This window comes from Bacteroidota bacterium, assembly GCA_030706565.1.
In the GTDB taxonomy this organism is placed as follows: Bacteria; Bacteroidota; Bacteroidia; order Bacteroidales; family JAUZOH01; genus JAUZOH01.
This window is the reverse complement of the sequence record JAUZOH010000082.1, coordinates 1-12,898: the sequence shown is the minus strand read 5'-3', so window position 1 is coordinate 12,898 and position 12,898 is coordinate 1. Positions and strand designations below refer to the sequence as shown.

The window sequence follows — 12,898 nt, the reverse complement described above, 5'->3', positions numbered from 1 at the left end:
TATAACAGATTTCTCTGTGGCACTCTGTGTTAAAACTCTGTGGTTCTCTGTGTAATAAATCGATACAATAACACAGAGGTACACAGAGAAGACACAGAGGAATATTTCTCAATATTTCTATGTGACATGATGAACAATAAATCTCATTTGTTAAATTTTATTCCGTTCAGGGAGATATTTACTTGCGAAACTTTAATCATAAACTTATTCTGAAATAATTTTAATCCTATGTTGAATACAAACATCAATAAAATCTTCTGGATTAAATGTAATTAAAAAATTAATATTCAATTTATCGTCAGCTAACATCTGCCTTATCACCATATCAACCAGACTGATAGGTTTTTTCATATATAAAGATGATTCAAATGTTAATTGAATTGCATCAGATTTATATTCTTCATCTTCAAGTAACTCAAAATTATTTTGTTCTAATCTGGATTTAAAGTCACAAAGACCTTTGGTGTTTTTAGAGAACCTGGTGTTTATGGTTTCATATAATGAAGGATAAGGTATAAGTACATTCCCAAGTTCCAGATATTCGACCAACTCATTGGCTTTTATATAGTATTCATCCCTCTCTGTATAAAGAGCATACCAAAAACCAGTATCAACCAAAATATTATTCATTTTAGAAATCAGTCGAATTATCCTCAGTTGGAGCGTATCCCTCCCATGGAGAAGCTTTTCGATTACCTATAATGAATTGACCGGAGGTTGCTTGTTTTCCTTCAATTAACTTTGAAGTTATTATATAAATTCTGTCACCGCTTTTAAATTCAATATTTTCTGAGAGCTCTCTTTTAATTTCTTCTGCTAAATTAGTATTATACTTAAATCTTAAAAATGCAACATTATTACCACACTCTTTGGCTTTATGGATATCCAGCCATCTGTATAAACCAGAATAATCCCCTTTTATTCCTAAATCATAAGAAATCCAAATACTTTGTTCCATAAATTTATTTTATTAATTATATTTTCCAGGATTAATTTAATTTTATTTTTTAAATCTTCCCTTTAATATTAGCCATAACATTGGGGTTTGATGTATATTATCTATTTACCTGATTCTTAAACGATTTTATCATATTACCCCGACAAAACAATTCAATTAGTATATAGTAATTATTTATAAAAATACAAAAAATAGCTCTCTCACTTATTTTTCTTCAATAAAAATTAAAAGCGGTATATATAAATAGTACCCCAACCCAGGCTATTTTTTTGTTTATTTTTCAATTTCTTTTATTCTATTTCACTGATCTTTTTTGCATCAGAAGTGAAAATCTTATTTATGATCCATAGATAATTACAATAAATCACCTAATAATAAACAAGCTAATTAGTCAGATAAGGAACCCTTTTCTGCTGAATTTTAATAACCGGAGTTGATTTTGTATCCCACTTTGGGGTGACACATATTGCAGTTATTTTGACCGTCACCTCAATGCCAAACAGATAATTGTCATTTTTCAGGCATAAGAAATACTGGCCTTTCAACGGACGGGTCATACGGGAAAAGTCATTCACCACATTCCCTTTTTTGTAATAGGCATACTTCTTCTCCCCTTTTCTGATGGCCATGCAATTGTGTTCGTCAACGAACCAATACTCAACATTTTCGCCCGCTTCCAATGGCTTGAAGTATGATATGCCATATAAAGCCAAGGCTGCCAATGGGCCATAACCCGGAATATGGGAAACAAAAGCCCCTGCCGTCTGCGTCACTCTTTTTTCGGCATCCGAAAAAACTTTCATTCCTTCCTGATTCACACCGATATAATAACTCCAGGCAACAGTATTGTATGGAAGTATGAAGTTAAAACTGGTAATGTTGCCGGTTTTATTCATCGCAGCATGAACCTTGGTAATCTGATCCGTAATATTTACAATGGACGTATCCGGCTTACCCTTCACCGCTTCTTTCTCCCCTTCATAAATCGTATCATTGACCATTTTCCAGTAAACGCTGGTGTTGAAATTTGCGGTTTGCGGACTTGCCGGGATCCTCTGGATTTTGATTTTGCATACCCTGCCTCCCAAAGCGGAATTTGACAGGCGGAACTGATAAATCCCGGTTTTGTTTATCGGGATAATCTGGCCCGCGATTTTAGAGGTTTTATAATCTGTAAACTTAGGAGCAGAAGGATATTCAATTATTTTCACTTCTTTTAGTTCCTTTCCATCAACTTCTTCGAAATTAAAAACCAGTTTATCCCCTTTGGCCAGCCCAAATAAATAAGTTTCTTCCTTATGACCTGCAATTTTTAAGGTCGATTCGTAAACAGTTACCGGCGTCTGGGAGAAGGTGATGATTGAATTTGCGGAGAACAAAAACAGCAGTATAAATAATTTTATGTTTCTATATTTTTTACGTTTAATCGACATTTTCTACTTTTTCATTTTTAAGAAATGGTTTGTAAAAATAGCAAAATAACCCCAAGTTTTTGAAAAATCCTTAATTCTTGAATTTCAATGATGATGAGCAAGTTGAAATAAATTAAAATTTGACCATTCCCTGCATTTTCCAAAAAGTAATTATAAAAACATTCAGCTTTCTAAAGAAATTCCATACAAACAGTCAAATTTATCCCTGTTTTTTTCAGATACACCCTAAAAAATAAAAACAAAAAATAGTAAAAAAATAATTTTTGATTACATTTGCAACACTATTCAGTTACTTTCCTTATAAGTAAGTAATTGATTTATAAAGAAGAGGCGAGAGACAGGCTCAATGAACCTCTAGCAACCTTCCAGAGGTGGAAAAGGTGCTAAATCCTGATTCCTTATAGGAATAATATAAATTAAACTTACAATCATGAAAATAAAGACAGTCAGTAAAAATTTGATTCTTAGCAGGTCTCTGTTTCCGGCAATAATAATTTTTGTCTGTTGTTTCTTTATGGATATGCGCGGCATGCGCATGTAAACTTCTACCTCAAAAATAACCCCTGTTTTTACTTTCATTGTAAAACAAGGTGTTTAGCTTTCATACCACACCGGGATGGTGTTGCGTGAAATCCAGGCATACATTCGTATGCAACTTTTTCAACGAAAAAATTATAAAAAAATTAAAATATCATGTCAGAAAAAAAATACAGGTTTGAAACCCTGCAGATACATGCAGGACAAACAGTGGATCCCACAACTATGTCCAGGGCAGTACCTATTTACCAGACCACTTCCTATGTTTTTAAAAATGCAGAGCACGGTGCCAATTTGTTTGGCTTAAAGGAAGCTGGAAATGTGTACACCCGGATGATGAACCCCACCACCGATGTTTTTGAGAAACGGGTAGCAGCTTTGGAAGGCGGAGTAGCCGCACTGGCCACAGCTTCAGGACATTCGGCCGAATTTATCGTGCTGACCAACCTGATGAGCCAGGGCGACAATTTTGTTTCAACGCCCAACCTTTACGGAGGCAGTTACAACCAGTTTGATGTTTCGCTCAGACGTTTTGGTATTGAAGTTCGCTTCACCAAAGAGGACAAAATTGAAGAATACGAAAATTTGATAGACGAACGGACAAAGGCCATATACGTTGAAACCATTGGAAATCCGCGCTTTAATATTCCGGATTTTGAAGCCCTGGTTAAGCTTGCCGGAAAGCATGGCATACCCCTGATTGTGGACAATACTTTTGGGGCCTGCGGCGGTTGGTGCCGCCCCATCGACTTTGGCGCCAACATAGTTGTTGAATCGGCCACCAAGTGGATTGGCGGCCATGGCACAAGCATGGGCGGAGTAATCGTTGATGCCGGTAATTTTAACTGGGCCAACGGCAAGTTCCCTCAGTTTACGGAACCTTCGGACGGTTATCACGGACTGAAGTTTTGGGAAACCTTTGGCAACACCGCTTTTATTACAAGGGCCAGAGTTGAGGGATTGCGCGATTTCGGCCCGGCAATCAGCCCGTTCAATTCATTCCTCCTCTTGCAGGGACTTGAAACTCTTTCATTGAGGGTAGAACGCCACGGAGAGAACACGTTGGAAATGGCCAATTGGCTTGAAAAACATCCCAAAGTAGAAAGTGTAAATTATCCCGGACTGGAAAGCAGCCCTTACCATCAGCTTGGGAAAAAATACCTCAAAAAGGGTTTTGGCGGTGTGCTTTCATTTATTGTAAAGGGGGGGAAAGACAACGCCCGCAAGTTTGTCGATCACCTAACCCTCACCAGCGACCTGGCCAATGTAGGTGATGCCAAAACGTTGATCATTCAGCCTGCAGCCACCACACATGCACAGCTCTCTGAAGAAGCCCAGATAGCCTGCGGCGTTTACCCTGCCCTGCTCCGTTTGTCGGTAGGTATTGAAAATATTGAGGATATTAAAGAGGATTTCACAGAAGCTTTTAAAGCCATTTAATAAACAATTGAAAAACAAATAGTTTAATCATGCCAGTTAACGTACCCAATAACCTTCCTGCCATTGATGTGCTCAAGGAAGAAAACATATTCGTAATGGAAAACAGCGTGGCCATTCACCAGGATATTCGTCCGCTTCGAATTGCCATACTGAACATAATGCCCATAAAATCGACCACAGAAACCCAATTGCTCAGAATACTTTCCAATTCACCTTTGCAGCTTGAGATTGAACTTTTTTATCTGGATGAACACGAATCTACCCATACGCCCAAGGAACACCTGATGGTGTTTTATAAAACCTTCAAGGAAATAAAGAACAAGAGGTACGACGGGATGATCGTTACCGGTGCGCCGGTTGAACGCCTCGAATTTGAGGACGTGGATTACTGGGAGCAAATGAAAGAAGTAATGGACTGGAGCACTACCCATGTTACTTCCACATTTTTTATCTGCTGGGCTTCGCAGGCTGCCCTGTACCACTTATACGGGGTGCCCAAGTACATGCTGCCTAAAAAGCTCTCAGGGGTCTTTAGTCATAATGTTTTAAATACGAAAATTCCCATTGTCAGGGGATTTGATGATTCATTTGTAGCGCCTCATTCACGTTTTACGGGAATCAGGAGTTCCGAAATTCTTAAGAATCAGGAACTGGAAATTGTGGCAGAATCTGAAGAAGCCGGGCCCTATATTATCATATCCAAAGACGGACGGCAGGTCTTTGTTCCCGGGCATTCGGAATATGATCCCCTGACCCTGAAAGAAGAATATTTCAGGGATATAAACAAAGGAATGAAGGTAGACATACCCAGGAACTATTTCCCGGATAACGATCCCTCCAGGGACCCCATCGTACAATGGAGGTCTCATGCAAATCTGCTATTCTTAAACTGGTTGAATTATTACGTTTATCAACAAACGCCGTATATTATTGATGAATAAATTTTAATGCATGTGTAGAGACGCCCTATAGGGCGTCTCTACACATGCATTTTTTTCAAAAATATTTTCGGATTATTGTTTTTACTTTAATTTTGACATTTTCATAATGAGATCTTGTGATCAATGTTTATGATCAACATAGTAGTAAAATAATGTTATTCGCTATTAAATAACATTCAGGCCTTAAATTCAATTTGCATTTTCCATTAACTGCTGATAATAGATATTTAGGAACAAAATTTCAATATGATTAAAACATAAATGTTAAAATTTAATTTATAAGAATGAAAAAAAATTTTTTATTCCTTGCCCTCCCTTTTATCCTGTTACCTGCCTTAATTCAGGCTCAGACAACTAAAGAAGAATTTTTGAATAATTTCAATCATTCAGGCGGCATTTTACAATCCTACAATTTTGTCAAGACGCAGGCCACCCCCGCGCCAAAAGGCTATAAACCTTTCTACATCAGTCATTACGGGCGGCATGGCTCAAGGTGGTTAACTTCGGCTGAAAATTACAACCTTCCTGAAAAAATTTTAGGTGAAGCTCATCAGAACAACAAGTTAACAGCCTTGGGAGAAAGTCTTTACGAACGGGTTAAAATTGTGGCTGCCGATGCCGAGAAGCATTACGGAGACCTTTCTCACCTTGGTGTTATTGAGCACAGGGAAATTGCCGGACGTATGTTCCATTCTTTTCCTGAAGTTTTTTCCACAAAAGATGGCCGCAAATGTTATATCTATAGCCGGTCAACTTTAGTTCCCCGGTGTATCATCAGCATGGCCGCCAATAACGAACGGTTAAAAGAATTAAATCCGGCCATAGTCATAAACAGGGAAGCTACCAATAGAAACAGCTACCTCAATGCCGATTATAAAGCAGCAAACAAGGATTCTATTAGCGCTATTTATCATAACTTTCTAAAAAAGCATTTCAATACCCGGCATTTCCTTTCCAACCTCTTTAACGATTCTGTTTATGCAAACGAACATGTTAAAAATCCTGCTTCATTTATTTCCGATATCTTTCAAATGGCAGGAGATCTTCAGGATATGGACCAATTGAAAATTTCTATGTTCGATGTCTTCTCTAAAGATGACATTTTCACCCTTTGGGAAGCTGTAAATATTGACAGATATTACAATTTCACAAGCAAAGAAGCTAAAAACAGTGCCAAAGGTTTGTTGAAAAATATCCTGGATTGTGCGGATAGTGCCATAAAAAAAGGAAACGTATCTGCCGATTTGCGGTTCGGACACGACAGTTATATCAGTCCTTTATTGGCTTTGATGGATGTAAATGAACTCTATGACAAAGTTCCTGATCCGGAAAATATTTATAAGGTTTGGAGTGACTTTAAAGTAACCCCTATGGGTACAAACCTGCAGATTATTTTTTATAAAAACAGTAAGACGGGGGATATCATCGTGAAAGTGCTGCATTGTGAAAAAGAGGCGAAAATTCCTGTACCCACCGACATAGCCCCCTATTACCATTGGAAAGATTTCAGGGCCTATTATACAAAAATCATCGAGGGATAAAATAATATAGGGACACCAAAAAAATATAGGGACGCAAGGCATTGCGTCCCTACATTTTTTTATTTTATTATATTTTGATAAATCCCCAAATTTTCATCGTCGAAAACACAGAATATCACCTTCTTTGGCAATGGATTACGGCTCAGAAATTGCCTGACCTCCTGAATTGCAATATTGGCGGCTTCCTCCTTTGGAAAACGATAAACACCAGTACTAATATTGGGAAAAGCAATGGTTTTTAAATTGTTTTTCATAGCCAGGAGCAGGCTGTTCCGGTAACAATTGGCCAGAAATACCGGCTCTTTATGCTGCCCTCCATGCCAAACCGGCCCAACTGTATGGATTACATATTTTGCAGGGAGATTATAACCCTTGGTGATTTTTGCCTGTCCGGTTTCACAACCGCCCAATTTCCGGCATTCTTCAAGCAAGGCAGGCCCTGCCGCACGGTGAATGGCACCATCTACGCCACCTCCGCCCAGCAACGTACTATTGGCTGCATTTACAATGACATCAACCTCCAATTGGGTGATATCACCTTTTATCAGTTCCATCCTTTCCATAGCAATTTAATTTTTAACGATTGATATCCAAAGGGAAACCTGAAATATAAAAATGACTACCTGATTTGAGCACCCAGTTGTTTTTCAAATGCAGTCAGCAAGGTCTTCATTGCCTTATCAATCTGGTTGTCGTTAAGTGTCTTTGACTCATCCTGCAAAATAAAGCTTACAGCATAGGACTTTTTCCCTTCCGGCAACTTATCGCCTTCATACACATCAAACAGGCTGACTTTCTTTAAAAGCTTATGTTCTGTCTTAAAGGCCAACTCTTTAACCTGTGCGAATTTCACTTCTTTGTCAAGTAATAAGGCTAAATCCCGTTTTACTGCAGGATATTTGGGTAACTCATTAAAGTTTATCTTATTACGGGTTGCCAGTTCAAGAATAGTCTCACCCTGAAAATCAGCATAATAAACATCAGCTTTGATGTCAAAAGGAACCAGCATATCCTTGCGAAGTACGCCGAATGTTACAGCACGGTCTTTCTTATCGCTCAGTTGCACGGCTTCAGAGAAAACAGGAGAAGAAAACTCTTTCACTTCGAGTGAATCGGGATCAACACCCAGGCGTTTCAAAATCATCTCAACATAAGTTTTTAACAGATAAAAACTTGTATGTTCTTCCCTGGTAATCCAGTTTACTTCATGATCCAGACCGGTCAGGAAAAGGGCCAGATGATATTTTTCGCTGTAATTGTCCAGATGGTCAGGATGCTCGGTTTTATCCTTCAGCACATAGCAATTACCGAATTCATAAAGTTTCAGGTCCTTATTTCTGCGATTGGTATTCAGTGCAATAGCTTCAAGGCCTCCATGTAGCATGGTCTGGCGAAGTACGCCCAGGTCGCTGCTCAACGGATTAAAAATATGTATGGTCTTTTTGCTGTCGTAAGCTTCAGTATTTTCATAATAAGAGGCTTTGGTCAGCGAGTTCGACATAATCTCATTAAATCCGTTGTCGCTTAACAAATCAGAAATTAAATTGATAATTTTTTCCTTATCCGGTTTTGGGAAATGAGCAATGGTAGAATGTAACTTTGGTGAGATCTCCACATTATTATAACCGTAAATCCTCAGTATTTCTTCCACCACATCAGCCTCGCGCTGAACATCAACCCTGTATGCAGGAACAATCAGGCTCATGCCTTCTGAAGTTTCTGCGGTAACCTTAATTTCAAGAGCAGTTAATATTTGGCGCATGGTTTCAGGAGGAATAACCTTTCCCACTAAACGGTTAACATTTTTAAAATTGATATTAACCTTGAAATCCTCAAGTTTGGACGGGTATTGATCAACAATCTCTGAAGATATTTCACCCCCGGCCAGTTCCTTGATCAACAGGGCTGCACGCTTAAGTGCATAAATAGTGATATTGGGATCTATGCCCCTTTCGAAACGGAAGGATGCATCGGTATTCAGCCCAAGACGCTTTGCGGTCTTCCTTACCCAAACAGGATTAAAATATGCACTTTCCAGAAATACATTGGTGGTATTGGCAGTAACACCCGATTCACTTCCGCCGAAAACACCGGCCAGAGCCATAGGTTCACTTTCATTGCAGATCATCAGATCGTTGGCCGAAAGATCACGTTCTACGCCATCCAGGGTAGTAAACTTGGTCCCTTCCGGGAGGGTCCGGACAACAATCTTTTTACCTTTGATTTTATCCGCATCAAACGAATGAAGGGGCTGACCGATTTCGTAAAGTATATAATTGGTTACATCCACAACATTATTGATTGATCTCAGGCCTATAGCCTGCAGCCTGTTCTGCATCCATTTCGGCGAAGGCCCGACTTTCACGCCGGATACCGTCACCCCGGCATAACGGGGACAAGCCTGGGTATTGATCACTTCCACATCCACCGGGTATTCCGTATTGTCGATATGAAAGCTATCCACAGAAGGCCTGGAAAGTTCAACTTCACCGCTTTGCCTCAGATATGCAGCCAGGTCCCTGGCAACGCCATAATGGGAGGCGGCATCAATACGGTTGGGCGTTAACCCTATTTCAAATGATATATCATTTTCTATTTCAAAATAATCTTTGGCAAGAGTACCCGCCTTTACATCATCAGGAAGCACCATGATTCCATCGTGAGCAGTCCCCAGCCCAAGTTCATCTTCAGCACAAATCATTCCTTCGGATGCTTCTCCCCTGAGTTTTGATTTCTTAATTTTAAAACTCTCATCGCCCATATAGACAATGGTACCTTCAGTTGCAACAACCACTTTCTGCCCGGCCTTAACATTAGGCGCACCACAGACAATATGCAAAGGTTCAGGGCCTCCAACATCAACAGTAGTTTTACTGAGTTTGTCGGAATTTGCCATTTTTTCGCAAGTCAGCACTTTGCCGATAACAAAGCCTTCCAAGCCACCTTTAACACTTTGGTAGGGTTCTATTGATTCAACTTCAAGGCCGATCTGGGTAAGAATTTTTGCTGCTTCTTCTGCAGGAATAGCTGTATTGATATACTGTTTAAGCCAATTATAAGAAATCTTCATCGTTCTATGGGTTTCAATATTCAGAAAAAGCAAAAGTAATAAAAATGTGCAATCAAATTTGAAAAAAGCTTCAGATTGTTCATGGACTAAAAGTTCAATCCATTTTTAGGGTCAATAGCCTTGTCAACTAATTAGTAAATAAATATCTTTGTAGTCAAAATGAGAAGGCTTTGGGAAAAATTGAAAAACCATACATACTGGTTACCAATGACGATGGTATCCATGCGGGAGGCTTAAAAGCGCTGATAGATATTGCCCGTTCAATGGGAAACATCCTGGTTGTAGCACCTGATGAGCCACAATCGGGAATGTCGCATGCCATCACCACCAAAGTGCCGTTACGCCTGAGAAAAATTCATGTGGAAGAAGGATTGCTCATTTATTCCTGCAACGGAACCCCGGTTGATTGCGTAAAAATCGCCCTCAATGAAATCGGTGAAAAGAAACCCGACCTGATTATATCGGGGATAAATCACGGGTCGAATGCAGCCACCAGTGTTGTATATTCGGCTACCATGGGCGCCGCCATTGAAGGTTGCCTGAATAATATCCCCTCTGCAGGCTTTTCTTTGCTTGATTTTTCAGCCGATGCAGATTTCAGTTCCACCCGGAAATATGTTACGACCATCATAAAAAACATCCTTGATCACGGATTGCCCAAAGGGACCTGCCTGAATGTAAACATACCCTTAAATAAGGTGCGCGAAATAAAAGGGATAAAAATATGCAGGCAGAATAAAGGATACTGGAAGGAAGAATTCGACAAACGTACCGACCCAAGCAAAAAAGATTATTTCTGGCTCACAGGCTCATTTCACAATGTGGAACCCGAAGCCAATGACACGGATGAATGGGCTTTGCAAAATAATTATGTTTCTGTAGTGCCGGTTAATGTTGACTTTACGGCCTATGAGAGCATTCAGTATTTAAGGAACTGGAAACTTAACGAAGAAATTTGATTAAAAAATACAGGTTATAACAACAAACCTGATATATTTCTATAAAATGATGACAATTGAAACTGAAAAAAAGAAAACTTTTGATGTAATGTGGCTGGGAACTTTTCTGGGTATGCTGGTTCCTTTGTTATCACTGATAGTGGTTTACCTTACGAAATTTTCCAAATTAACTTCATTGACCAATTATTTCAGGTTTCTGATAGAAAATAACGGATTTGCACAGTTGTTAAGTCTTTGTGCCCTGCCCAACCTCCTGGTGTTCTTTATTTTTATTTGGACAGACCGTCTTCGTTCAGCCCGGGGGGTGGTACTTTCAACCTTTATCATCGTAATTGCAGTGGCCATTATGAAAATTTTCTGATTGATGAAAAGTATGTTGACCAGACAGAGGCAACAAAGGTATCCATTCATTCTTTATAATTCATTCCAGGGTACGATCATGAACTAAGAAACCAATGAAACAAAGAGGTTCATTCAATAAAAAAAGCATGAAAACAGATATGCGGGTTGCTTCCGGCCATAGTCTAACAATTATTTACGGATGAAATACTTTATTATAGCAGGTGAAGCATCAGGTGATTTGCATGGGGCCAACCTGATGCGCGAATTACAAAAAACCGATACCGATGCAGTATTCCGGTTTTTGGGTGGCGATCTGATGGCAGCCATCGGCGGCAAACCTCTGATCCATTACCGGGAAATGGCTTTCATGGGCGTCTGGGAAGTTGCACTCCACCTGAAAAACATCAGGCAAAACTTCAGGCTTTGTAAAAACAGTCTGCTGGAATTTCATCCCGATGTGGTTATTTTGATTGATTATCCGGGATTTAACCTGAACATGGCAAAATTTGCCAAGAAAAATGGCTACAAGGTCTTTTACTACATATCCCCCAAAATTTGGGCCTGGAAAAAATCAAGGGTGAAGCTTGTTAAAGCTTATGTGGATAAGATGTTTACTATCCTGCCCTTTGAAACCGGATTTTACCAATCCCATGATTATTCTGTTGATTATATAGGGAATCCTGTAATGGATGCGGTAACAGACAGCTTAGAAAAGCCAGTTGACCGGAATGACTTTATCAACAAAAATAAACTGGAGGAAAAACCCATCATAGCCCTTTTGTCCGGAAGCAGGAAACAGGAAATAGACCGTTGCTTGCCCCAAATGCTTGGAGCGGCCAAGTATTACAATGATTATCAATTTATTATTGCAGGGGCTCCTTCAATAGAAAAATCATATTATCAGAAATATATTGCCGGCCACAACGTAAAAATTGTTTATGACCAGACCTACGATCTGCTGCGAAATTCAACAGCAGCGGTAGTGACCTCTGGAACAGCAACCCTTGAAACAGCATTATTCAATGTTCCGGAAGTGGTCATTTATAAAACGAGTAATATCAGCTATATTATTGGGCGGCCTATCGTTAAAATAAAGTTCTTCTCACTGGTAAACCTTATATTGGACAGGGAAGCCGTAAAAGAGCTCTTGCAATTTCATCTGGAACGGGACATAAAAACAGAGCTGGATAAAATTTTATATGACGAAAAATATCGCCATCAGATGCTGGCCTCATTCCAGGAATTAAGGAAAATACTCGGGACCAGGCGTTCATCTGAAGCAGCAGCTTTGCTCATGCATAAATATTTGAACTCAAAAAATTAAAACATATTGTTTTCAAAAAGACTACATATTCTAATTTTAATCAGCGCTTCCCTTTGTTTCCTGGGAAAACAACAATCGTGTGCCCAAAAAATACCCGTCAGCGTCTTTAGTGAACAGAATATTCAAACTTTTGTAATTACCTCATTTAGAGGATGTTACAACATTGAAGGGGATCATTCCCCCATCCTTACCCTAAAGCCCAATAATGTTCTATATCTTACCCTGACAAAAAACCGTCTGGTACTGCGCGATGCAAATTCCACCTTGGGCAGGTTCAAGCTGGTTGAATTCATCGGCACAGGAGAAGACGACTGCATCAAGCTCAAGCCTGTATTTCCCACCATGGAAGCCAG

The 12,898-nt window shown here is 39.4% G+C and carries 12 protein-coding genes and 1 riboswitch; of the genes, 7 read left to right on the top strand and 5 right to left on the bottom strand.

Annotated elements, in window-relative coordinates; genetic code table 11:
- Window positions 1-204 precede the first annotated feature (204 nt).
- From Q8907_06285 to Q8907_06275, 3 genes are all read right to left on the bottom strand, one after another.
- Window positions 205-630: a hypothetical protein gene (locus Q8907_06285; GenBank protein ID MDP4273870.1), complete on the bottom strand. Its 426-nt coding sequence runs from the start codon at window positions 628-630 to the stop codon at window positions 205-207.
- Window position 631: 1 nt separating this feature from the next.
- Window positions 632-958 carry a hypothetical protein gene (locus Q8907_06280; protein ID MDP4273869.1) on the bottom strand — a complete coding sequence of 109 codons (327 nt, stop codon included), beginning with the start codon at window positions 956-958 and terminating at the stop codon, window positions 632-634.
- A gap of 383 nt (window positions 959-1,341) precedes the next feature.
- Window positions 1,342-2,391: a hypothetical protein gene (locus Q8907_06275; protein ID MDP4273868.1), complete on the bottom strand. Its 1,050-nt coding sequence runs from the start codon at window positions 2,389-2,391 to the stop codon at window positions 1,342-1,344.
- Window positions 2,392-2,705: 314 nt separating this feature from the next.
- A riboswitch (SAM riboswitch) is annotated at window positions 2,706-2,809 on the top strand.
- Between the two features lie 275 nt (window positions 2,810-3,084).
- Between Q8907_06275 and Q8907_06270 the strand changes: the two genes are divergently transcribed.
- From Q8907_06270 to Q8907_06260, 3 genes are all read left to right on the top strand, one after another.
- Complete coding sequence (locus Q8907_06270) at window positions 3,085-4,368, top strand: O-acetylhomoserine aminocarboxypropyltransferase/cysteine synthase (GenBank protein ID MDP4273867.1); 1,284 nt, start codon at window positions 3,085-3,087, stop codon at window positions 4,366-4,368.
- A 29-nt stretch (window positions 4,369-4,397) separates the two neighbouring features.
- Window positions 4,398-5,309, top strand: coding sequence for a homoserine O-succinyltransferase (gene metA / locus Q8907_06265; protein ID MDP4273866.1), 912 nt, complete (start codon window positions 4,398-4,400; stop codon window positions 5,307-5,309).
- Window positions 5,310-5,593: 284 nt separating this feature from the next.
- Window positions 5,594-6,850, top strand: a complete 1,257-nt coding sequence (locus Q8907_06260) for a histidine-type phosphatase (protein ID MDP4273865.1) — start codon at window positions 5,594-5,596, stop codon at window positions 6,848-6,850.
- A 59-nt stretch (window positions 6,851-6,909) separates the two neighbouring features.
- Here Q8907_06260 and Q8907_06255 read toward each other — a convergent pair whose 3' ends face one another.
- Window positions 6,910-7,413, bottom strand: a complete 504-nt coding sequence (locus tag Q8907_06255) for an O-acetyl-ADP-ribose deacetylase (GenBank protein ID MDP4273864.1) — start codon at window positions 7,411-7,413, stop codon at window positions 6,910-6,912.
- Between the two features lie 56 nt (window positions 7,414-7,469).
- The gene (gene pheT, locus Q8907_06250; GenBank protein MDP4273863.1) at window positions 7,470-9,920 is read right to left on the bottom strand and encodes a phenylalanine--tRNA ligase subunit beta; all 2,451 of its coding nucleotides are present in this window, start codon (window positions 9,918-9,920) and stop codon (window positions 7,470-7,472) included.
- Between the two features lie 170 nt (window positions 9,921-10,090).
- Here pheT and surE point away from each other — a divergent pair, with 170 nt between their 5' ends.
- The 4 genes from surE to Q8907_06230 form a co-directional block, all read left to right on the top strand.
- Window positions 10,091-10,879, top strand: coding sequence for a 5'/3'-nucleotidase SurE (surE, locus tag Q8907_06245; GenBank protein MDP4273862.1), 789 nt, complete (start codon window positions 10,091-10,093; stop codon window positions 10,877-10,879).
- 46 nt (window positions 10,880-10,925) lie between these two features.
- Complete coding sequence (locus Q8907_06240; GenBank protein MDP4273861.1) at window positions 10,926-11,240, top strand: hypothetical protein; 315 nt, start codon at window positions 10,926-10,928, stop codon at window positions 11,238-11,240.
- 180 nt (window positions 11,241-11,420) lie between these two features.
- Window positions 11,421-12,545 (top strand): lipid-A-disaccharide synthase, encoded by a 1,125-nt coding sequence (gene lpxB / locus Q8907_06235; protein MDP4273860.1) that lies wholly within the window; start codon window positions 11,421-11,423, stop codon window positions 12,543-12,545.
- 6 nt (window positions 12,546-12,551) lie between these two features.
- The coding region (locus tag Q8907_06230) for a hypothetical protein (GenBank protein ID MDP4273859.1) at window positions 12,552-12,898 on the top strand (347 nt) is incomplete at its 3' end.

Coding starts and splice junctions, on each gene's coding strand:
- Q8907_06285 (MDP4273870.1), bottom strand. CDS start 630: ATGAATAATATTTTGGTTGATACTGGTTTTTGGTATGCTCTTTATACA.
- Q8907_06280 (MDP4273869.1), bottom strand. CDS start 958: ATGGAACAAAGTATTTGGATTTCTTATGATTTAGGAATAAAAGGGGAT.
- Q8907_06275 (MDP4273868.1), bottom strand. CDS start 2,391: ATGTCGATTAAACGTAAAAAATATAGAAACATAAAATTATTTATACTG.
- Q8907_06270 (MDP4273867.1), top strand. CDS start 3,085: ATGTCAGAAAAAAAATACAGGTTTGAAACCCTGCAGATACATGCAGGA.
- metA (MDP4273866.1), top strand. CDS start 4,398: ATGCCAGTTAACGTACCCAATAACCTTCCTGCCATTGATGTGCTCAAG.
- Q8907_06260 (MDP4273865.1), top strand. CDS start 5,594: ATGAAAAAAAATTTTTTATTCCTTGCCCTCCCTTTTATCCTGTTACCT.
- Q8907_06255 (MDP4273864.1), bottom strand. CDS start 7,413: ATGGAAAGGATGGAACTGATAAAAGGTGATATCACCCAATTGGAGGTT.
- pheT (MDP4273863.1), bottom strand. CDS start 9,920: ATGAAGATTTCTTATAATTGGCTTAAACAGTATATCAATACAGCTATT.
- Q8907_06240 (MDP4273861.1), top strand. CDS start 10,926: ATGATGACAATTGAAACTGAAAAAAAGAAAACTTTTGATGTAATGTGG.
- lpxB (MDP4273860.1), top strand. CDS start 11,421: ATGAAATACTTTATTATAGCAGGTGAAGCATCAGGTGATTTGCATGGG.